The following is a 20,168-nucleotide window of genomic DNA, read 5'->3' on the forward strand; positions in this document are numbered from 1 at the left end:
GAGGTGGTGTCGTGGTGCTGCGCCCTGGCGAGACATTCGCCGGTTATCGCGTCCTGCGTCGGCTGGGGGCCGGTGGAATGGGTGCGGTGTACCTCGCCCAGCACCCGCGGCTGCCGCGGCGGGACGCGCTGAAGGTACTCGACCCCGGGCTCGGGGCCGACCCGGAGTTCCGCGCCAGGTTCGCGCGCGAGGCCGATCTGGCCGCCCGCCTGGAACACCCCAACGTGGTCGCCGTCTACGACCGCGGCGCCGAGGGTGAGACGCTCTGGATCGCCATGCGGTACGTGGACGGGGTGGACGCCGCCGAGCTGATTCGGCGCGGGCCCGCCGAGCTGCCGCCCGCGCGTGCCGTGCGGATCGTCGCGGCCGCCGCGCGCGGGCTGGACGCCGCGCACCGGAACGACCTGCTCCACCGCGACGTCAAACCGGCCAACATCATGGTCGCCGCCGACGACGAGGGGAACGACGTCGTCCGGCTCACCGACTTCGGCATCGCCAGGCCGCTCGACGCGCCCACCGCGCTCACCGTCACCGGTTCGGTGCTCGCCACCTTCGCCTACGCCGCGCCGGAGCTGCTCACCGGTGGCCCGGTGGACCGGCGCGCCGATGTGTACTCGCTCGGCTGCACCCTCTTCGAGTTGCTGACCGGCGGCAAGCCGTTCGGTGCGCGGCAGCCGGCCGCCGCGATGGCGGCGCACCTCTTCGAACCGCCGCCCCGCGCCTCCGCGCAGAACCCCGCGCTGCCGCCCGCCCTGGACGCGGTGATCGCGAAGGCCATGGCGAAGGAGCCGGGGGAGCGGTTCGCGAGCTGCGGGGCGCTGGCGGAGGCGGCGGTGGCCGCGCTCGGCCCCGCGGGAGCCGATGGCGGGCCCGCTTCCGGGGTGCCGTCCGGGTTCTCGACGGTGCAGCCGAACGGCAGCACCGGTTCACCGCCCACCGGCGGCGCGGCGAGTGTGGCCGGGTCGTGCGTTGTCCCGGGGCGTCCCGCTCCCGGAGCCCCGGCCGCGGGCGCCCCCACCGGCCCGCCTCCCGGCGGTGCGGGGGGTTCGCCCGGCTTCGCGAGCGCTCCCGGCTCCGCGCCGGGCAGGCGGAACCGCCGGCCCGTCGCGGCGGGCGCCCTCGTGGTGCTCGGCCTCGTGGCCGCGGCCACGCTCGTGGTCCTGACCCGCCCCGACCCGACCGGCACCGCCACCCCCGCGACAACGACGACCGTCATCGCGCCGACGACCACCCGTCCGCCGGCGACCTCGGCACCACCGACGTCCGCGTGGGGCGATGCCGCCTACATCGCCGACGCGTTCCCCGGCCTGGTCCCCGCCGACCCGGAGGGCACCGGCTACCTCGGCATGCGCTGCGCGCTGAACGACGACCGCGGCGCCTGGCTGCACTGCCCGGCGGAGGCCGACGACGGCTTCAGCGTCAATATCCGCTGCGATCCGACCCGCCGCCCGGTCACCTACACCAGGGCGGGGAGCGGCTACGCCGCCCCGCACGAGGAGCGCTGGACCAGGCCGAGCGGCACCGGCAGCCTCCGCTACGCCACCGACAGCACCGCCGGCTACGGCCTGCTCGACATCGCCTTCGACGACCCGGCCCGCAGCTTCTGCACGGTGGGCGCCTCCGGCGGCCGCGGCGGCCGGGACGTCTACGACCGCTGGTTCGCCGGCGCCCCGCTCTGAGGAGGCCGCTCCCATGACCCTGACCCCGGGCACGGTGTTCGCCGGGCACCGCATCGAACGCACCCTCGGCGCGGGCGGAATGGGCACCGTCTACCTGGCCAGGCACCCGCGGCTGCCGCGCTCGGTGGCGCTCAAGGTGCTCGACCCGGTGGCCGGGGCCGACCCGGAGTTTCGCGCCCGGTTCCGGCGCGAGGCCGAGCTGGCGGTGCAGCTCGACCACCCGAACATCGTGGAGATCTACGACCGCGGCACCGAGGACGACCTGCTCTGGATGTCCATGCGCTTCGTCGCCGGGCCGGACGTCGCGGAGCTGATCCGCGCCGACGGCGGCAGGCTGGACCCGCGGCGCGCGGTGCAGATCCTCACCCAGGCAGGCGCAGGGTTGGATTCGGCGCACCGGCGCGGGCTGCTGCACCGCGACGTCAAACCGGCCAACCTGCTCGTCGCCGACGACGACGGGGCGGACCACGTCTTCGTCACCGACTTCGGGATCGCGCGCAGCCGCGCCGACGACAGCGCGCTCACCGAGGCGGGTGCGCTGATCGCCACGCTGGGGTACGTGGCGCCGGAACAGATCCGGGGCGATCCGCTCGACCATCGCGCCGATATCTACGCGCTCGGTGCCACGCTGTTCCAGATGCTCACCGGCGCGCTGCCGTTCACCCGCAGCACGCCCGCCGCGGTGCTCGGCGCGCACCTCATGGAGCCGCCGCCGCGACCGTCCACCGTGGTGCCCGGGTTGCCGGTGGGGCTGGACGCGGTGATCGCGACCGCCATGGCGAAGGATCGGGAGCAGCGGTTCCCGGACTGCCGCTCCTTCGCCGCCGCCGCCCGCGCCGCCCTCGACGCCGTGGTCTCGCAGGCGGTCTCGCCGCTGGCGGGTGTGCCGATTCCTCCGGTCCGCTCGGCGAGCGTCCCCGCCCCGAGCGTCCCCGCCCCGAGCGACCCCACCCTGATCCGCCCGCACCCGGACCCGCCCGCCTCGGCACCACCCCCGCTGCCGCCGGACGCCTCGAATCCCGTCCCGCGTGCACCGCAGCCGGGCGGCTCGGGTCTCGGCCCGCGTGCACCGCAGCCGAGCGGTTCGAGTCTGGTCCCGAGTGCGTCGCAGCAGGTCGGATACCCCGCCCCCGCGACGAACCAGCGGCGAAGCCTCCTGTCCGGCACCTGGTTCCGCGCGGCCGCGGCGCTCGCGGCGGTCCTCGTCGTCGGCACCGCCGTCACCCTCGCCGTCAGCCCATCGACCGTCACCGGCACCGGCACCCCGGCCGAACCGACCGCGATGACCACGACCGCCCCGCCCACGACGACCCCCACCACGACCCCGAGCCCGGCGAACCCGGCCTGGGGGCGCGACGCCGACCTCGTCGCCCTCTTCCCCGGCCTCCTCCCGCCGGACCCCGGCGCCACCGGCTACCGCGGCGCCCGCTGCACCAGCATGAACGTGCTGAACAACGGCGGCGCCCCGGCCCTGGAGTGCACCCAGGACGACGGCGTGAAGTACTACGTCTGGTCCTACCGCCGCGGCGACCCGCGCCGGGACAGTGACTTCACGACCAATATCGAGAACGCCACCACCCGAGAAGAGCCGTGGACCCGCCCCTCCGGCACCGGCCGGGTCCGCTGGAGCCACTACCCGGGCGCCGACACCGGCATGCTGACGGTCAAGTTCGACGACCCGGCCCGCGCCTGGGTGGTCGTCGACGCGAACTGGGACTTCCACACCGGCGACGACCTGTACCGGCGGTGGTGGCCGGAGCTCCCGCTCTGATCAGCGGGTCGGCGCCGCCTCCGCGCTGTCCGGCCGCTCGCCCGCGCCCCCGGCCCCGCGCGGCGGCTCCGGCCGCCACGCCTCCCGCACCCCGGGCACCCCGTCCTCGACCACGTACGCGGCCCTGGTCTCGATCGGCGCGCCGCGCCTGCGCACGTACGGCAGCACCCGGAAATCGGAGCGCCACAGCTCGTGGTCGAGCTCGACCCGGACGTACCCGCGCTGCCCGTTGAAGAACTTGATGTCCGGATTGGCGTCCAGCATGGTGCGCCCGCGCGGCGTCATGTCCGCGCCGTCGCCGCCGCTGGTGATCGAGGTACCGGTGAACTCGGCCGAGACCACCGGCGACCCGAGGTCGGCGTGGTCGCGGCGCAGGTCGGCGGCGTGGTTCTCGTGCCGGTCGCCGGTGATCACCACCATGTTCCGGCCGCCCAGCCGGGTGGCGGCACCGAGCACGGCGGCCCGGTCGGCGAGGTAGCCGTCCCACGGGTCGGTGGGCAGCGCCACCTCGGGGCCGGTGTCCATGTCGGTGCGGCTCATCCCCACCTGGTTGCCGAGCACCTGCCAGCGCGCGGGCGAGTTCGCCAGCCCGTCCAGCAGCCACTCCCGCTGCCCGGCGCCGAGCATGGTGCGCTCCGGGTTCGCGCGCTCGTCGCAGCCGGTCACCACGTTGCCGTCGCCGCAGGCCTGCGCGGTGCGGTACTGCCTGGTGTCGAGCATGGTGAAGTCGGCGAGGTCGCCGAAGCGGTAGCGCCGGTGCAGCAGCATCGACGGCCCCCGCGGTAGCTGCGCGAGCCGCAGTGGCTGGTGCTCGTACATGGCCTGGAAGGCGGCGGCGCGCCGCTTCAGGAAGAGCGGCCGGAGCTGCTGCACGGTGACGCCGAGCCCGGGCGAATCCGCGGCCCAGTTGTTGTCCACCTCGTGGTCGTCCATGGTGACCAGCCACGGGAAGGCGGCGTGCGCGGCCCGCAGCGGCGCCTCCGCCTTGGCCTGCGCGTAGCGCAGCCGGTAGCCGCGCAGGTCGACCGCCTCGCCCTCGAACTGCGGCTCCCAGACCTCCTGGCCCGCACGGCCGCGAATCCAGCCCATCTCGTAGATGTAGTCGCCGAGGTGCACCACCAGGTCCAGGTCCTCCCGGCTCATGTGGTCGTAGGCGGTGAAGTAGCCGGAGGTCCAGGACTGGCAGGAGGCGAAGGCGAAGCGCATCCGCTCCAGCCGCTGCCCGAGCGCGGGTGCGGTGCGGGTGCGCCCCACCGGGGAGATCGCCGAGCCGGCGCGGAAGCGGTAGTAGTACCAGCGGTCCGGCTCCAGCCCGCTGACCTCCGGGTGCACGCTGTGCCCGAGGTCGCGGCTCGCGACCGCGGTGCCGCGGGCGACCACCGCGCGGAACTGCTCGTCGTTCGCCACCTCGTAGTCCACGCTGACCGGGGCCAACGGGGTGCCCGCGAGGCCGTCCGGGGCGGTGGGGTCGGGGGCGAGCCGGGTCCAGAGCACGAAGCCCTCCGGCGTCGGGTCGCCGGAGGCCACCCCGAGCGAGAACGGGTCACCGAGCCAGCGCGGCGCCGGGAACCGGGTGCTGCTCGCCGCGGCCGTACCGGCGAGCACCGCCACCAGGGCGGCGCCACCGAACCGCCCGAATTGCCGACGTGAGATGGCCACTCCGTCAGGGTACGTGCGGATACCCGCGGAGGCCGGGTCGGTGGCAACCCCGAAATCTACCCTGATATCAGCTTTCACCAGCTGTTTCACCGCCGTTCGGCTGCCATGCTCGAAGCAGGACGAACCGAAGGAGAGATGGCAATGGTGTGGAAGATCATCGGAGTGGTCGCGCTGGTGTGGATCGCGGTGGCGATCATCGGGGCGCTGCTGAAGGGGCTGTTCCCGCTGCTGGTGCTGGCCGTGATCGTCGGCGGGCTCTACCTGCTCTACAAGGCGGTGGCCGGGAGCGGAGACAACACGGTGTCGAAGTTGTAACTCCGCCGCGGCGAGCACGCGGTAACTTCGCGGGCATGCGGCAGCTTCCGGAGGACTGGCAGCGCGGGTTGGTGATCGCGGCCCACCCCGACGACATCGAGTACGGGGCGGCCGCCGCGGTCGCGCGCTGGACCGGCCAGGGCAAGGACATCGGGTACCTGCTGGTCACCAGCGGTGAGGCCGGGATGGCCGGGGTGCCCCCCGCGCAGGCGGGGCCGCTGCGCGAGCGCGAGGAGCGGGCCGCGGCCGCCGAGGTGGGCGTGCGCGCCGTGGAGTTCCTCGGCTACCCGGACGGCCGGATCGAGGAGAGCCTCGCGCTACGCCGCGATCTGGCCGCCGCCATCCGGCGGCACCGTCCCGAGCTGGTGGTGCTCATGCACTTCGGCCCGGTCTGGGCGCCCGGCTACCCGAACAGCGCCGATCACAGGGCCACCGGCCGGGCCGCGCTGGACGCCGTCGCCGACGCGGGCAACGAGTGGATCTTCCCCGAGCTCGCCGAGCTGCCGCCGTGGACGGCGCGCTGGGCCGCCGTCTTCGAGCCCGGTGGCGACCACGCCGTCGACGTCACCGAGGTCATCCCGCAGGCGCACGCCTCGCTCGCCGCGCACCGCCGCTACCTGGAGGTGCTCGCCCCGGAGCGGCCGGTCGACGAGCAGGTCGCCGAGATCGTCGAGCAGGGGACGGGGCCGCGCGCGGACTTCCCGGCCGCGCGGGCCGTCGGCTTCACGCTGTACCACTTCCGCGACTGATCCCGCCGGGGCGGTGTGGCAGGGTGGGCGGATGCGCGTAGCCGTGGTGGCCGGACCCGACCCAGGACATGCCTTCCCCGCGCTGGCCCTGTGCGAGCGCTTCCGCGCCGCCGGGGACGAAGCGGTGCTCTTCACCGGCCCGCGCTGGTTCGAGACCGCCGCGGCGGCGGGGATCGCGGTGCGCCGGCTCAGAGGGTTGGCGCCGCGCGCCGTCGACGACGACGCCGACGCGGGCAGGCGGATCCACGAGCGCGCCGCGCACATCTCCACCGAGATCCTGCCCGACCTCGACGCTCTCCGCCCCGACCTGGTCGTCTCCGACGTGCTCACCGCCGGCGGCGGGATGGCCGCCGAGCGGCTCGGCGTGCCCTGGGTCGAGCTCTCGCCGCACCCGCTCTACCTGCCCTCGAAGGGGCTGCCGCCGATCGGCAGCGGCCTTGCCCCCGGCACCGGGCTGCGCGGCCGGGCCAGGGACACCGTGCTGCGCGCGCTCACCGCGCGCGACGTCGCCGCCGGGCACCGGCAGCGCGCCGCGGCCCGCGAGGGGGTCGGGCTACCGGGCGCGGATCCCGGCCCCGCCGCCCGGCTGATCGCCACCCTGCCCGCGCTCGAGGTGCCGCGCCCGGACTGGCCGGCGCACACGCACGTGGTCGGGCCGCTGCTCTGGGAGCCCACCGACGCCGTGCTGGAGCCGCCGCCGGGCACCGAACCCCTGGTCATGGTGGCGCCCTCCACCGCGCACACCGGGGTCGCCGGGATGGTGGAGACCGTGGTCGAGGGGCTGGACGGTGCCGGGGTCCGGGTCGCCGTCTCCATGCTCGACGCCCCGCCGCCGGAGCTGCCCGGCTGGGTGCGTGCTGGGCTCGGCAGGCAGGACGTGCTGGTGCGGCAGGCCGCGGTGGTGATCGGCGGCGGCGGGCACGGGCTGCTGGCCAAGAGCCTGCTCGCCGGGGTGCCGGTGGTCACCGTTCCCGGCGGCGGCGACCAGTGGGAGCTCGCCAACCGCGCCGCCCGCCAGGGCGGCTCGCTGCTGATCCGGCCGCTGACCGCCGACGCCGTCCGGGCCGCGGTGCTGCGGGTGCTGGAGCAGCCCGGATACACCGTCGCGGCAGGTGCCGCGGCGGCGAGCGCCGCCGCGGTCGCCGACCCGGTCGCGCTCTGCCACGGGGTGCTGGAGCGGTCCGCGGTGCGCTGATCCGCCGGTGCGCCGGACGGGGGATGCGACAGCGCGCCGATTCCCGATGCGCCGGACATGGCGGGCCGGCGCGGCGCGGGTGCGCACCGGGCCCGGTATCTTCGGCACGGTGCGGTTGACCGAATTCTCCGAACTCCTGCACACCGAATTCGGTGTGGCCAGGGGCGACACGCTGCTCGCCGACCACGTCATCCTCGCGCTCGGCGGGCGGACCGGCGCACAGGCCATCGAGGCGGGGGTCGATCCCCGCGAGGTCTGGCGCGCACTCTGCGCCGAGTTCGACGTGCCGCGGGTCCGGTGGTGACGCCGGCCCGGCGGGGCGGCTTGACTCGAACACCTGTTCGTCTAGGCTGGGCGCCAGAACTTGTCGGTGCCGCGCTCTAGTGTGGGCGCCAACCACCAGGAAGCGCTTCTTCTCCCCGAGCCGGAGCGCCGACCACATCAGCTTCCCGAGTGAAGGGGATCGACATGGCACCACAGGCTTACGACCGCGACAAGGCACTGGAACTGGCGCTCGCCCAGGTCGAGAAGAGCTTCGGCAAGGGTGCGGTCATGCGGCTCGGCGAGGAGGCGCGGCAGCCCATCTCGGTGATCCCGACCGGCTCCATCGCCCTCGACGTCGCGCTCGGCATCGGCGGGCTGCCGCGCGGCCGGGTCGTCGAGATCTACGGCCCGGAGTCGTCGGGTAAGACGACCGTCGCGCTGCACGCGGTCGCCAACGCCCAGGCCGCCGGCGGCGTCGCCGCGTTCATCGACGCGGAGCACGCGCTGGATCCGGAGTACGCGAAGAAGCTCGGCGTCGACACCGACGCGCTGCTCGTCTCCCAGCCGGACACCGGTGAGCAGGCGCTGGAGATCGCGGACATGCTGGTGCGCTCCGGCGCCATCGACATCATCGTCATCGACTCGGTGGCCGCCCTCGTCCCGCGCGCCGAGATCGAGGGCGAGATGGGCGACAGCCACGTCGGCCTGCAGGCCAGGCTGATGAGCCAGGCGCTGCGCAAGATGACCGGCGCGCTCAACAACTCCGGCACCACCGCCATCTTCATCAACCAGCTGCGCGAGAAGATCGGCGTCATGTTCGGCTCGCCGGAGACCACCACCGGCGGCAAGGCGCTCAAGTTCTACGCCTCGGTCCGGCTCGACGTGCGCCGCATCGAGACGCTGAAGGACGGCAGCGACGCGGTGGGCAACCGCACCCGGGTCAAGGTCGTGAAGAACAAGGTCTCGCCGCCGTTCAAGCAGGCCGAGTTCGACATCCTCTACGGCCAGGGCATCTCCAAGGAGGGCTCGCTCATCGACATGGGCGTCGAGCACGGCTTCATCCGCAAGTCCGGCTCCTGGTACACCTACGAGGGCGACCAGCTGGGCCAGGGCAAGGAGAACGCCAGGAAGTTCCTGCTGGAGAACATCGACGTGCGCGACGAGATCGAGAAGAAGATCAAGGAGAAGCTCGGCATCGGTGCCGACGTGACCGCGGTCGAGGGCGCCGAGGTGCCCGCCGATTTCTGAGCCCGTCCGTAGCCGCCGCGCCGGGTCCGATCCGGTGGACGAGGTCCGGCGGCGGTTGCGGGAACTGGAGAGCAAGCCGGGGGGGAACGATCTTCCGCCGGACGGCCGCGGTGGTGCCGGCCGTCGGCGGGCGGGTCCGGTGGCGGCCGGGCCCGGGCGGGAGGAACCCGCGCCGTCCGGCTCCGGCCGCGTGGCGCAGGGGGGTGCCCCGCAGGGTGGGACGGTCGAGCAGGCGAAGGAAGCCTGTCTTCGCCTGCTCGCCGTCCGCGCTCGCAGCCGTGCCGAACTGGTGCAGCGGCTGTCCGCCAAGGGTTTCGACGCCGAGGTGACGGCGGCCGCGATCGACCGGCTCGCCGAGGTCGGGCTGGTCGACGACGCCGCCTTCGCCGAGCAGTGGGTGCAGGCCAGGCACACCTTCTCCGGGAAGGGCCGGGCCGCGCTCGCCCAGGAGCTGCGCCGCAAGGGGGTCGCGCCGGAGACGGCCGCGGCCGCGTTGGACGCCATCAGCGGCGACGACGAACAGGAGCGCGCCGCCGAACTGGTGCGTCGCAAACTGCGTAGCCTGCCCGCGAGCGTCGACCGCGACACCGCACTCCGCCGGCTGTCCGCCATGCTCGCCCGCCGCGGCTACCCGGCCTCGGTCGCCTTCCCGGTGGTCCGCGCCGAACTCGATGCCGCCGGGTACAGCGGAGGCACCGAACTCGCGGAGGAGTGACCCGAGTCCGGGCGCACGCCCTCTCAGCCCGGTGTGACCAGGGCGTGCAGGTGCATGTCGTGCCAGCCGTCCGCGTGCAACCCGGCCTCGCGCTGGGTGCTCTCCAGGGGGAAGCCGGACTTCTCCGCCGTCCGGCAGGAGGCGGTGTTGTGCACCGAGTGCGTGAGCTCGAGCCGGTGGAAGCCGACCTCGAACGCCCACGCTACGGCGGCCCGGACCCCGCGCGGCGCCGAGCCGCGGCCGCGCGCCGCGGGGAGCGTCCAGTACGCGACCTGTGCGGTACCGGAGCGGAAGTCGAACCCGGTGAGCGAGACCCGGCCGGTCACCGCCCCGTCGGCGGCGGCGGCCCAGTTGGCCGCGGTGCGCGCGGGCCACGTCGCCCGCCAGTCGCGGATCCAGCCCTCGGCCTCCGCCACCGAATCGGCGCGCCTGCGATGCCAGCGCATGACCGCCGGGTCGGTGAAGGCGCGGTACACCGCGTCGGCGTCGGCGGCCGTCCACGGCCGGAGCGTGAGCTCGCCGTCGGTCAGTACCGGTTGCGAGCCGTCGAACAGCGTCAGCTCGACCGGGGACGAATCCAGAAGGGGCACACGACGATTCTGCGCAGCCGCGGCCGCGGGCGCCACCGAATTCGGCACGGTCGTTCCGGCGGCGAACGGTGCCGGTCCGGGTGCGGCCCGCGCCCGGAGGTCACTTCTTGGTGATGTCCACACCCGGTGCGGCATCGGTGACCACCGAGTCGGCTGCGAGCACCGCGGTCCCCTTCTTCTTGCGGGTGCGCAACCGCCGCTCCACCTGGGTGGCGACATAGGTGAGCAGGCTGTTCAGCAGGATCATGACGAGCGCGACCACCATGAGCGCGGGAATGGTGTTGCTCTCCGACGACCCGAGCTGCTGCCCGGAGCGCACGATCTCGACGTAGGTGATCTGGTAGCCGAGCGCGGAGTCCTTGAGCGCCACCACCATCTGCGAGATCAGCGCGGGCAGCATGGCGGTGATCGCCTGCGGCAGCAGGATCAGCCGCATGAGCTGGTTCTTGCGCAGCCCGAGCGCCACCGCGGCCTCGCTCTGCCCGCGCGGCAGCGAGCGGATACCGGCCCGCACGATCTCGGCGATCACCGACCCGTTGTAGATGGTGAGCGCGGTGACCACGGCGGCGAGCGCCAGATCCTCCGACATGAACAGGTCGTACTCGGCGAAGACCGCGAACAGGAAGATCATCAGAATCAGCACGGGGATGGCGCGCGACAGCTCCACCACCACGCTCGCGAACCAGCGCACCGGCCGGTGCTCGGAGAGCCGCAGGACGCCGAAGATCATGCCGAGCACCAGCGCGAGCACGATGGAGAGCAGCGCGGCGACGATGGTGCCGCGCAGGCCGGGCAGCAGGTACGTCTCCCAGACCGAGACCTCCAGGAACGGCGTCCACTTGTCCGCCGCGAACTGCCCCTTGTCCGCGAAGGCGGAGATGGCCAGCCACAGCCCGGCGGCGACGAGCACCACCACGATCGCGGTGAAGAAGTGATTGCGCAGCCTGGCCCTCGGGCCGGGTGCGTCGAACAGGACCGACGGCGCGGCGCTCATCGGGCCACCTCGAATCGCTTGGCCAGCCAGCCGAAGAAGAGGCCGGTGGGCAGGGTCAGGATCACGAAGCCGAGGGCGAAGATCGCGCCGATCGCCAGCAGGTCGGCCTCCGTCTCGTTCATGGTCGCCATCAGCGCGGCCGCCTCGGCGACGCCGATGGCGGAGGCGATGGTGGAGTTCTTGGTGAGCGCGATCAGCACACTGCCCAGCGGCGCGACCACCGCGCGGAAGGCCTGCGGCAGCACGATCAGCCGCAGGTTCTGGCTGAACCCGAGCCCGAGCGAGCGGCCCGCCTCGGACTGCCCGAGCGGAACCGTGTTGATGCCGGAGCGCAGCGACTCGCAGACGAACGCGGCGGTGTACACGCTCAGGCCCACGATGGCCCAGCGGAAGTTGATGGCGTTCAGCGTCTCGCCGCCGAGCGTGAGCCCCATGGTGGAGTACAGCCCGAGCGAGCAGAAGACGATGATCAGCGTGAGCGGGGTGTTGCGGATCAGCGTGACGTAGGCGGTCCCGACACCGCGCGCGATCGGCACCGGCGAGACCCGCAGCCCGGCCACGATCGTGCCGAGCACCAGCGCGCCGACGGAGGAGAGCAGCGTCAGCTGGATGGTCACCCAGAAGGCGTCCAGTATCTGGTCGTCGTACCGCGAGATCAGATCGAACACGAGCGCGCGTCCCTTGCGATCGAGGGTGGACGGGGGAAGACCGGCGAGGGCGGCCCGGCACGCCGGGCCGCCCTCGCCGAGCGGGTCAGTAGCGGTTCACCGTCGGCGGCGCCGGGATCTGGTATCCGGTGGCGCCGAAGGTCTGGTTCAGCGCGTCGGCCCAGGAGCCGTCGGCGATCATCGCCTCGATGGCGTCGTTGACCGCGTCGCGGGTCTCCTGATCGCCCTTCTTCAGTCCGATGCCGTAGTTCTCCGTGGTGAACGGCTTGCCGACCACCTTCAGCTGGCCCGGCGACTGGGCGGCGAAACCGGCCAGGATGATGTCGTCGGTGGTCACCGCGTCCACCGAGCCGCTGCGCAGCGCCTCGACGCAGAGCGAGTAGGTGTCGTACTCCTGCAGCTGCACGTCGTTCGCGTACTTGTCCTTGACGTTCTGCGCCGGGGTCGAGCCCTTGACCGAGCAGAGCTTCTTGCCGCCGGTCAGCGACTCCGGCCCGGTGATGGTGGTGTTGTCGGCCTTGACCAGCAGCGACTGGCCCGCCACGAAGTACGGCCCGGCGAAGTCGACCTTCTCCTTGCGCTTGTCGTTGATCGAGTAGGTGGCGACGATCAGGTCGACCTGCCCGTTCTCGATCAGCGTCTCGCGCTGGGCCGACGGCGCCTCCTTGAAGGTGATCTGGTCCGGCTGCACCCCGAGCTTGCCCGCCACGTACTCGGCGACCTCGACGTCGAACCCGCTGTAGGAGCCGTCCTTGTTGCGCAGACCGAGGCCGGGCTGGTCGAACTTGATGCCGATGGTGAGCTTGCCGTCCTTGGCGTTCTCCACGGCGGACTTGTCGGAGCCGCCACCACAGGCGGCCGTGCTCGCCACGGCCAGCGCCAGAGCGACCGCACCGATCCCGGCGCGCAACGCGCGGTTGATCCTCATCGAGTTCCTTCTCTCTTTCCTAGTGGCTCAGGATCTTGCCCAGGAAGTCCTTGGCCCGGTCCGATTTCGGGGCGGTGAAGAACGCCTCGGGCTCGGCGTCCTCGACGACCTGGCCGTCCGCCATGAAGAGCACCCGGTCACCGGCGCGCCGGGCGAAGCCCATCTCGTGGGTGACCACGACCATGGTCATCCCCTCCTTGGCCAGCGCGACCATCACCTCGAGCACCTCGTTGACCATCTCCGGGTCGAGCGCCGACGTCGGCTCGTCGAAGAGCATGACCTTGGGATTCATCGCGAGCGCGCGGGCGATGGCGACGCGCTGCTGCTGGCCGCCGGAGAGCTGCGCGGGGTACTTGTCCGCCTGGTCGGCGATGCCGACCCGCTCCAGCAGCACCTCCGCCTGCTCGCGCGCCGCGTCCTTCTTCAGCTTGCGCACCTTGAGCGGCGCCAGCATGACGTTGTCCAGGATCGTCTTGTGCGCGAACAGGTTGAACGACTGGAAGACCATGCCGACATCGGCGCGCAGCGCGGCCAGCGCCTTGCCCTCGGCGGGCAGCGGGATGCCGTCCACCGCGATCTCACCGGAGTCGATCGGCTCCAGCCGGTTGATGGTGCGGCAGAGCGTGGACTTGCCGGAGCCCGACGGCCCGAGCACGATCACCACCTGCCCGCGCGGCACCTCCAGATTGATGTCGCGGAGCACGTGCAGCGCGCCGAAGTGCTTGTCCACCTTGCGCATCGCGATCATCGGCGGAGCGCCCGCCGGCGCAGCGGCGGGGATGTCCCCGGTGGCCCCGGGTGCGGCGGCGTCGTCGGTCATGGTCACTGACCTTAAAGGGAAAACCGGGTTTTGCCCTGCTTTCGGTGACACACCGCCGCGCCGCGCCGATTCGACATACCCCCGTAACCTGGCGGTACCCTCGTCTGCCCACCCCCGGTGGCCCCCGTAGGCTGATCGGGTGGATTCGATGGGACGGACGGCGGTGCTCCCGGCCGCGGAGGCCGGCGCCGGCCGCAGCTACGAGGTGCGCACCTTCGGCTGCCAGATGAACGTGCACGACTCCGAGCGGCTCTCCGGGCTGCTCGAGGAGGCCGGGTACGTCCGGGCCGCGCCGGGGGCGGAGCCCGATCTGGTGGTGCTCAACACCTGCGCGGTGCGGGAGAACGCGGACAACAAGCTCTACGGCACGCTCGGGCACCTGGCGCCGGCGAAGGCAGGCAGGCCCGGCATGCAGATCGCGGTCGGCGGCTGCCTGGCGCAGAAGGACCGGGACACCGTCGTCCGCCGCGCGCCCTGGGTGGATGTGGTCTTCGGCACGCACAACCTCGGTTCGCTGCCGGTGCTGCTGGAGCGTGCCAGGCACAATGCCGAGGCCCAGGTGGAGATCCTGGACTCGCTGGAGGCGTTCCCCTCCACGCTGCCGGCCAAGCGCGAGTCCGCCTACGCGGGCTGGGTCTCCATCTCCGTCGGCTGCAACAACACCTGCACCTTCTGCATCGTCCCCGCGCTGCGCGGCAAGGAGGTGGACCGGCCCCCCGGCGACGTGCTCGCCGAGGTGCGGGCGCTGGTCGACCAGGGCGTGCTGGAGGTGACGCTGCTCGGGCAGAACGTCAACGCCTACGGTGCCTCGTTCGCCGACCCGGCGCAGCCGCGCGATCGCGGCGCGTTCGCCAAGCTGCTGCGCGCCTGCGGCGACATCGACGGCCTGGAGCGGGTGCGCTTCACCTCGCCGCACCCGGCGGAATTCACCGACGACGTCATCGAGGCGATGGCGGCCACCCCGAACATCTGTCCGCAACTGCACATGCCGCTGCAGTCCGGCTCGGACCGGGTGCTCAAGGCCATGCGCCGCTCCTACCGGCAGGCGCGCTACCTGGGCATCATCGACAAGGTGCGGGCCGCCATGCCGCACGCCGCGATCACCACCGACATCATCGTCGGCTTCCCCGGCGAGACCGAGGAGGACTTCGAGCAGACCCTCGAGGTGGTCCGGCGGGCCCGCTTCACCAGCGCGTACACCTTCCAGTACTCGAAGCGGCCGGGGACACCGGCCGCCGAACTGCCGGACCAGCTGCCGAAGGCCGTGGTGCAGGCGCGGTACGAGCGGCTGATCGCGCTGCAGGAAGAGATGTCGCTGGCGGGCAACCGGGCGCTGGTCGGCGCCGAGGTGGAGCTGCTCGTCGCCGAGGGCGCGGGCAAGAAGAATGCCGCCACCGCGCGGATGAGCGGCCGCGCCAGGGACGGCAGGCTGGTGCACTTCCGCCCGGAACTCGACGGCATCCGCCCCGGCGACCTGGTGACCGTCACGGTGACCGGCGCCGCACCGCACCACCTGATCGCCGACTCGCCGATCACCGCCCACCGCCGGACCAGGGCCGGGGACGCGCACGAGCGCGGGATCACCCCGAAGACCGCTCCCATCGGGGTCGGGCTCGGGCTGCCCGCCATCGGCGCCCCCGCCGTGCAGCCGGTGAGCAGCGGCTGCGGCACCGGGTGCGGCACGTGACCGGTCCTGCCGATCCCGGCTCGGAGCCGGGCAGAGAAGGAGACGACGTGAATTCGGTCGAGAACCTGGAGCAGATGCGCGCCGAGATCGATGCCGTCGAGCGGCGGGTCGCGGGGGAGATCGACCCCGGCGCCCGCGCGCTGGTGGTGGCGGTCGCGGTCTTCGCGCTGCTGATCTCGCTGGTACTCGCGCACGCCGGGTCGGCGCGCGGCTTCGACGTACTGCTCGGCACCGACGCGGCGCGGATCGAGCACATCGGGCTGCCCTCCCGGATCTTCATCTGGTTCGTGACGGTCTTCGGGATCGGCTTCTCGCTGCTCGCGCTGATGACGAGGCGCTGGGCGCTGGCCTGGGTCGCGCTCGCCGGGTCGGCGATCGCCAGCGCCTTCGGTGTCTTCTCCATCTGGCACCGGCAGACGCCGGGGTTGAACAACTACATCGGCGCGGGGCCGGGCGTCGGGCTGATCATCGGCACCATCGCCGCCGCCGTGCTCACCTTCCACTGGGTGAAGGTGGTCTGGAGTCGAACTGCCGTGCACCTCGCCGCCGAGGAGCAGCGCCGTGCGGTCGCCGCCGCCGCGGAGGAAGAGGAGCGCAAGAAGCGCTTCGGCGAACGCTGAGCGCCTGTCGCCGTACCAGCCGCGCACCCGCGAGGTCGGCCCGGCACGCCTGATCCGCTCACCGGGGGCCTCGGGTCAGAGGTTGCTGACCGCCCCTTCGGCGGCCTCGGCCCATTCGCGCCACTGCTTGGCCTGCTCCAGGGCCCGCTCGGCATCCCGCTTCTTGCCCGCGGCCTGCGCCTTGGCGGCCTGCTCCTCGAACTGCTGCACCCGCTCGCGGAACTGCGCGGCGCGGGCGACCGCCTCCGGATCACTGCGCCGCCACTGGGCGTCGACCGCCTCGCGCACCTTCTTCTCGATGGCGCGCAGCTTGCCCTCCAGGTCCTGCATCCGCTCGCGCGGCACCTTGCCGAGCGCGTCCCACTTCTCCTGCAGGTCGCGCAGTGCGGCGCGAGCGCCCTCCAGGTCGGTGGCCGGGTCGATGTGCGCGTGCGTGCGGAGCAGCTCCTCCTTGGCGGTGGCATTGTGCTCCAACTCCGCGTCCCGCTCGGAGGCGGCGGAGTTGCGGGCCGCGAAGAAGACGTCCTGCGCGCTCTTGAACCGGCGCCACAGCGCCTCGTCCGCCTCGCGGGGTGCCCGGCCGGCGGCCTTCCACTCGGCGAGCAGGTCGCGGAAGACGCCGGCGGTGCCGACCCAGTCGGTGGAGCCGGAGAGCGCCTCGGCCCGCACGCACAGTTCTTCCTTGTGCGTCTTGGCGGTGGCGCGCTCGCGGTCGAGCTCGGCGAAGTGCGCGCCGCGGCGGCGGTTGAAGGACTCGCGCGCTTTGGAGTAGCGGCGCCACAGCGCGTCGTCCACCTTGCGGTCGACGCCGCGGATGGTCTTCCACTCGTCCAGGATCTCGCGCAACCGATCGCCCGCGGACTTCCACTGGGTGGATTCGGCGGCGATCTTCTCCGCCTCGGCGGCCAGCGCCTCCTTGCGTTCGGTGTGCTCGTGCCGAGCGCGCTCCTTCTCCTCGCGGGCGTGCGCGGCGGCTTCCTCGGAGTGCTCGGCGATGGCAGCGAGCCGGGCGGCGAGGCCGTCGATGTCGCCGATCACGGCGGCGGTCGGCAGCGACTCGGCGAGCGCGACGGCGGCGGCCCTGGTCTTGCGGGCGTCGGCGCCGGCGGCGAGCCTGGCCTCCAGCAGCGCGACCTCGGTGGCCAGGTCGTCGAAGCGGCGGCCGAAGTGCGCCAGCCCCTCGGTGGCGTCGCCGGCCTGCCAGGAGCCGACCTGGCGCTCGCCGTCGGCGGTCCGCACCCAGGCGGTGCCGTCCTCGTCGACCCGGCCCCACTTGCTCGGGTCGCTGACGGTCGGGACGACGACGGGATGCGGATGCTGGGCGGCGGGGCCGGGAGCGGGCTTGACGGCGTGCGGCTTCGGGGGACGGGGGACGGGGCCGCCGGGCTTGGGCGCACCGGACGGGTGCGGTACCGGTGTAGGGCGGCCGGCGTCGGCGGTTCCGTTGGTGTCGGTCATTGCTCCTCGTCCCTGCCGCGCGTCACGGCTGCCTGATTACGCCCTGGCTCACCCCATTCAACCCGGTGCGAGCCCTCGAGACCATTCGATCCACGCCCCCGCGAAGGGGACCACCAGGTCGCCCGACCCGTGGTGACCTGGGTTGTCGCTCCCCGAACACTATCAATGTCCGGGGGTTTTGCGGCAGAGACACTCGAACCCGCGGCGGTCGCCGGGCAACCGGCGGCTACCGTTGTCGGGGTGTTCTCCGTCGCGGCTCTGATGCCGGCGCCACCCGTTCTCGTTCCCGAGTTGTGTGGTGGTGCGGCCGAACCGGGCGTGCCCGCGCTGCGGGCGGCGGTGCTCGACGCACTCGGCGCGCTGGCGGCGGAATCCGGCAGCTGGACGGTGCTCGGCACCGGGCGGGGGCAGTACGGCCCGGACACCGTCGGCACCTTCCGCGGCTACGGCGTCGACCTCACGGTCGCGCTCGGCCCGGACGCCACCGCGGAGCCCGATCCCGAGCTCGAGCTGCCGGTGCTGATCGCGGCCTGGGCCCGCGGTGCCGCCGCTCCGGGCGCGAACGCCGAGGTCCGGCTGCTGCCCGAGGAGACGTCGGCGCGCGCGGCGGCGGACTTCGGCGCCCGGCTGCGCGCCGAACTCGACGCGACGCCCGAGCCGCGCGGCGTCCTGCTGATCGCCGACGGCGCCGCCACCCTCACCACCGCATCCCCCGGCTACCTGGACGAACGCGCCCCCGCGGTGCAGCGCGCGCTGGACACCGCGCTCGCCACCGGCGACCGCGCGGTGCTGCTCGAGCTCGACCCCGCGCTCTGCGCCGACCTCGTGCTCCGCGGCCGCGTGGGCTACCAGGCGCTGGCGGGGCTGCTCGGCCGGGACGGCGCCGTGGCGGCGGAGACCCGCTTCCAGGGCGCGCCGTTCGGGGTCGGGTACCACGCCGGGCTGTGGCGGCCCGCGTGAGCGCACCGGTAGCGGTGATCGGCCCCACCGCCACCGGCAAGTCCGACCTCGGGCTGTTCCTGGCCGAGCAGCTCGGCGGCGAGATCGTGAACATCGACGCCATGCAGCTGTATCGGGGGATGGATATCGGCACCGCCAAACTGGCGCCCGCCGAGCGCCGCGGCATCCCGCACCACCAGCTCGACGTCCTCGAGGTGACCGCGACCGCGACCGTTGCCGCGTACCAGGCCGCGGCCGCCGCCGACGTCGAGGCGATCCGGGCGCGCGGGCGGGTCCCGGTGATCGTCGGCGGCTCCATGATGTACGTGCAGGCGCTGCTGGACCAGTGGGAGTTCCCGGCCACCGATCCGGCGGTGCGGGCCAGGTGGGAAGGGGTCTTGGCGGAGCAGGGGCTCGCCGCGGTGCACGCCGCGCTGCGCGCGGCCGACCCGGTGGCCGCGGCGACCATCCTGCCCACCGATGGCAGGCGCATGGTGCGCGCGCTGGAGGTGGTCGAGCTGACCGGGCGCCCGTTCGCCGCCTCGGCCCCGGTGATCGGCACCCCACGCTGGAACACGCTGCTGCTCGGCCTGGACCGGGCGACCGCGGAGCTGGACGCCAGGATCGAGCTCCGCACGGCGCACATGTTCGAGGCCGGGCTGGTGGACGAGGTCCGCGGACTGCTCGGGCGCGGGCTGCGCGACGGGGTGACGGCGCGCCGGGCCATCGGATACGCACAAGTCCTCGCCCACCTCGACGACGAATACGACCTGAACCACGCGGTCGAGCGCACGCTGATCGGTACCAGGCGGTATGTGCGCAGGCAGCGCTCGTGGTTCCGCCGCGACCCGCGGGTGCACTGGCTGGACGGCGCCGACCCGGCGCTGCGCGCGGCCACGCTGGCGGCGGTGGCCGCGCACGCGGCGGGCGAACCGGTGGGCACGGGAAAGGAACGTTCAGCGCAGTGAGTCGATCAGCGCGGCCGCGCACGGCCTCGGTCCAGGTGTGGCAGGGGTATCTGACGAACCGCGGCAAGCGGCTGCGCGACGGCCGCTTCCTGGTGCACGGCGTCCGGCCGATCACCCGCGCGCTGGCCTGCGAGTGGCCGCTGGAGACGCTCGTCTACCGGCTCGGCGGGCCGGAGCTCTCCGGCTGGGCGCGCGAGGTGCTCGACACCAGCCGGGTGCCCCGGGTCGGGCTGGTGCCCGAGCTCATGGCCGAGCTCGGTGACGGCATGCCCGAGCTGGTCGCGGTCGCCGTCTCCCGCCCCGGCGAACTGGACGACTTCGCGCCCGGCGTGCCCGGCGGCCCGCCGCCGGTGGTGCTGGTCGCCGACCGCCCCGACTCGCCGGACGTGCTCGGCGCGCTCATCCGCACCGCCGACGCCTTCGGCGCGGCCGGGGTGGTGATCACCGGCCCCGGCGCCGACCACCACGACCCGCGCACCGTGCGCGCCTCCACCGGCTCGCTCTTCGCCGTTCCGGTCTTCCGCGCCGGGGGCGCCGCCCAGGTGCTGGCCTTCGCCGAGCGCCAGCGCCGCCGCGGCATCCCCACCCGCGTGGTGCTCCCCGGCGGCACCACCGGAATACCGGTCGACGAGTACCCGTTCGACCAGGCGACCGTCGTCGTCGTCGGCGACGAGCGCGGTACCTGGCCCGGCACCGACCACCTCACCATCCCCGGCGCCGCCGCCACCATCGGCGCCACCGCCGCCGCCACCGTCGCCCTGTACGAAATGGCCAGACAGCAACACCGGGACTACCGTCCGTAGAACAGCAAATGACCCCCCGTCCGGGTTCGCGGTCCGTCCCGCGATCGGGCGTCCGAACCGCAAGCGGCGAAGCCGCAAGTCTCGGACGCCCGATCGCG

Annotated in this window: 20 protein-coding genes; 13 read left to right on the plus strand and 7 right to left on the minus strand. The window is 73.4% G+C overall.

Translation table 11 applies throughout. The features are described from left to right. Window positions 1-11 precede the first annotated feature (11 nt). On the plus strand, window positions 12-1,679 hold the full coding sequence (locus tag ACFO0B_RS08410; RefSeq protein ID WP_378611757.1) for a serine/threonine-protein kinase: 1,668 nt from the start codon (window positions 12-14) through the stop codon (window positions 1,677-1,679). 13 nt (window positions 1,680-1,692) lie between these two features. Then, window positions 1,693-3,450: a serine/threonine-protein kinase gene (locus ACFO0B_RS08415; protein WP_378611758.1), complete on the plus strand. Its 1,758-nt coding sequence runs from the start codon at window positions 1,693-1,695 to the stop codon at window positions 3,448-3,450. On the opposite strand, the gene ACFO0B_RS08420 is transcribed toward ACFO0B_RS08415, so the two are convergent. Further along, window positions 3,451-5,109, minus strand: a complete 1,659-nt coding sequence (locus ACFO0B_RS08420) for an alkaline phosphatase D family protein (RefSeq protein WP_378611759.1) — start codon at window positions 5,107-5,109, stop codon at window positions 3,451-3,453. A gap of 135 nt (window positions 5,110-5,244) precedes the next feature. Between ACFO0B_RS08420 and ACFO0B_RS08425 the strand changes: the two genes are divergently transcribed. The 6 genes from ACFO0B_RS08425 to recX all read left to right on the plus strand — a co-directional run bounded on the left by ACFO0B_RS08425 (window position 5,245) and on the right by recX (window position 9,595). Next, window positions 5,245-5,424, plus strand: a complete 180-nt coding sequence (locus ACFO0B_RS08425; RefSeq protein WP_378611760.1) for a hypothetical protein — start codon at window positions 5,245-5,247, stop codon at window positions 5,422-5,424. A gap of 35 nt (window positions 5,425-5,459) precedes the next feature. Then, on the plus strand, window positions 5,460-6,173 hold the full coding sequence (locus ACFO0B_RS08430; RefSeq protein WP_378611761.1) for a PIG-L deacetylase family protein: 714 nt from the start codon (window positions 5,460-5,462) through the stop codon (window positions 6,171-6,173). A 31-nt stretch (window positions 6,174-6,204) separates the two neighbouring features. After that, window positions 6,205-7,368 carry a glycosyltransferase gene (locus ACFO0B_RS08435; protein ID WP_378611762.1) on the plus strand — a complete coding sequence of 388 codons (1,164 nt, stop codon included), beginning with the start codon at window positions 6,205-6,207 and terminating at the stop codon, window positions 7,366-7,368. A 109-nt stretch (window positions 7,369-7,477) separates the two neighbouring features. After that, window positions 7,478-7,672 carry a DUF3046 domain-containing protein gene (locus ACFO0B_RS08440; protein WP_067656752.1) on the plus strand — a complete coding sequence of 65 codons (195 nt, stop codon included), beginning with the start codon at window positions 7,478-7,480 and terminating at the stop codon, window positions 7,670-7,672. Window positions 7,673-7,836: 164 nt separating this feature from the next. Beyond that, window positions 7,837-8,880, plus strand: coding sequence for a recombinase RecA (recA, locus tag ACFO0B_RS08445; protein ID WP_378611763.1), 1,044 nt, complete (start codon window positions 7,837-7,839; stop codon window positions 8,878-8,880). Between the two features lie 139 nt (window positions 8,881-9,019). Continuing rightward, on the plus strand, window positions 9,020-9,595 hold the full coding sequence (gene recX, locus ACFO0B_RS08450) for a recombination regulator RecX (protein ID WP_378611764.1): 576 nt from the start codon (window positions 9,020-9,022) through the stop codon (window positions 9,593-9,595). 23 nt (window positions 9,596-9,618) lie between these two features. On the opposite strand, the gene ACFO0B_RS08455 is transcribed toward recX, so the two are convergent. The 5 genes from ACFO0B_RS08455 to ACFO0B_RS08475 form a co-directional block, all read right to left on the minus strand. Next, window positions 9,619-10,185 carry a GNAT family N-acetyltransferase gene (locus tag ACFO0B_RS08455; protein ID WP_378611765.1) on the minus strand — a complete coding sequence of 189 codons (567 nt, stop codon included), beginning with the start codon at window positions 10,183-10,185 and terminating at the stop codon, window positions 9,619-9,621. 100 nt (window positions 10,186-10,285) lie between these two features. Then, window positions 10,286-11,179, minus strand: a complete 894-nt coding sequence (locus ACFO0B_RS08460) for an amino acid ABC transporter permease (protein WP_378611766.1) — start codon at window positions 11,177-11,179, stop codon at window positions 10,286-10,288. Continuing rightward, window positions 11,176-11,847: an amino acid ABC transporter permease gene (locus ACFO0B_RS08465; RefSeq protein ID WP_378611767.1), complete on the minus strand. Its 672-nt coding sequence runs from the start codon at window positions 11,845-11,847 to the stop codon at window positions 11,176-11,178. Before ACFO0B_RS08465 ends, ACFO0B_RS08460 begins: the two co-directional genes overlap by 4 nt. Window positions 11,848-11,932: 85 nt before the next feature. Next, window positions 11,933-12,775: a glutamate ABC transporter substrate-binding protein gene (locus ACFO0B_RS08470; protein WP_378611768.1), complete on the minus strand. Its 843-nt coding sequence runs from the start codon at window positions 12,773-12,775 to the stop codon at window positions 11,933-11,935. A 19-nt stretch (window positions 12,776-12,794) separates the two neighbouring features. Then, entirely contained in the window at window positions 12,795-13,523 is a 729-nt protein-coding gene (locus ACFO0B_RS08475) for an amino acid ABC transporter ATP-binding protein (RefSeq protein WP_378611887.1), read from the minus strand. 220 nt (window positions 13,524-13,743) lie between these two features. Between ACFO0B_RS08475 and miaB the strand changes: the two genes are divergently transcribed. Continuing rightward, a complete protein-coding gene (miaB, locus tag ACFO0B_RS08480; RefSeq protein WP_378611888.1) occupies window positions 13,744-15,282 on the plus strand; it encodes a tRNA (N6-isopentenyl adenosine(37)-C2)-methylthiotransferase MiaB in 1,539 nt (512 codons plus the stop codon). Further along, window positions 15,279-15,902 (plus strand): Rv2732c family membrane protein, encoded by a 624-nt coding sequence (locus ACFO0B_RS08485; protein WP_378611769.1) that lies wholly within the window; start codon window positions 15,279-15,281, stop codon window positions 15,900-15,902. The genes miaB and ACFO0B_RS08485 overlap by 4 nt, the downstream gene beginning before the upstream one ends. Before the next feature lie 75 nt (window positions 15,903-15,977). On the opposite strand, the gene ACFO0B_RS08490 is transcribed toward ACFO0B_RS08485, so the two are convergent. Then, a complete protein-coding gene (locus tag ACFO0B_RS08490; RefSeq protein WP_378611770.1) occupies window positions 15,978-17,360 on the minus strand; it encodes a DUF349 domain-containing protein in 1,383 nt (460 codons plus the stop codon). A 240-nt stretch (window positions 17,361-17,600) separates the two neighbouring features. Here ACFO0B_RS08490 and ACFO0B_RS08495 point away from each other — a divergent pair, with 240 nt between their 5' ends. Genes ACFO0B_RS08495 through ACFO0B_RS08505 form a run of 3 tightly spaced genes read left to right on the plus strand, consistent with a single transcriptional unit; the run spans window position 17,601 to window position 20,070 of the window. After that, a complete protein-coding gene (locus tag ACFO0B_RS08495) occupies window positions 17,601-18,320 on the plus strand; it encodes a hypothetical protein (RefSeq protein ID WP_378611771.1) in 720 nt (239 codons plus the stop codon). After that, a complete protein-coding gene (gene miaA, locus ACFO0B_RS08500) occupies window positions 18,317-19,267 on the plus strand; it encodes a tRNA (adenosine(37)-N6)-dimethylallyltransferase MiaA (protein WP_378611772.1) in 951 nt (316 codons plus the stop codon). The genes ACFO0B_RS08495 and miaA overlap by 4 nt, the downstream gene beginning before the upstream one ends. Continuing rightward, window positions 19,264-20,070 carry a TrmH family RNA methyltransferase gene (locus ACFO0B_RS08505; RefSeq protein WP_378611773.1) on the plus strand — a complete coding sequence of 269 codons (807 nt, stop codon included), beginning with the start codon at window positions 19,264-19,266 and terminating at the stop codon, window positions 20,068-20,070. The genes miaA and ACFO0B_RS08505 overlap by 4 nt, the downstream gene beginning before the upstream one ends. The last annotated feature ends 98 nt before the right edge of the window (window positions 20,071-20,168 follow it).

The organism is Nocardia jiangsuensis, from assembly GCF_042650385.1.
In the GTDB taxonomy this organism is placed as follows: domain Bacteria; phylum Actinomycetota; class Actinomycetes; order Mycobacteriales; family Mycobacteriaceae; genus Nocardia; species Nocardia jiangsuensis.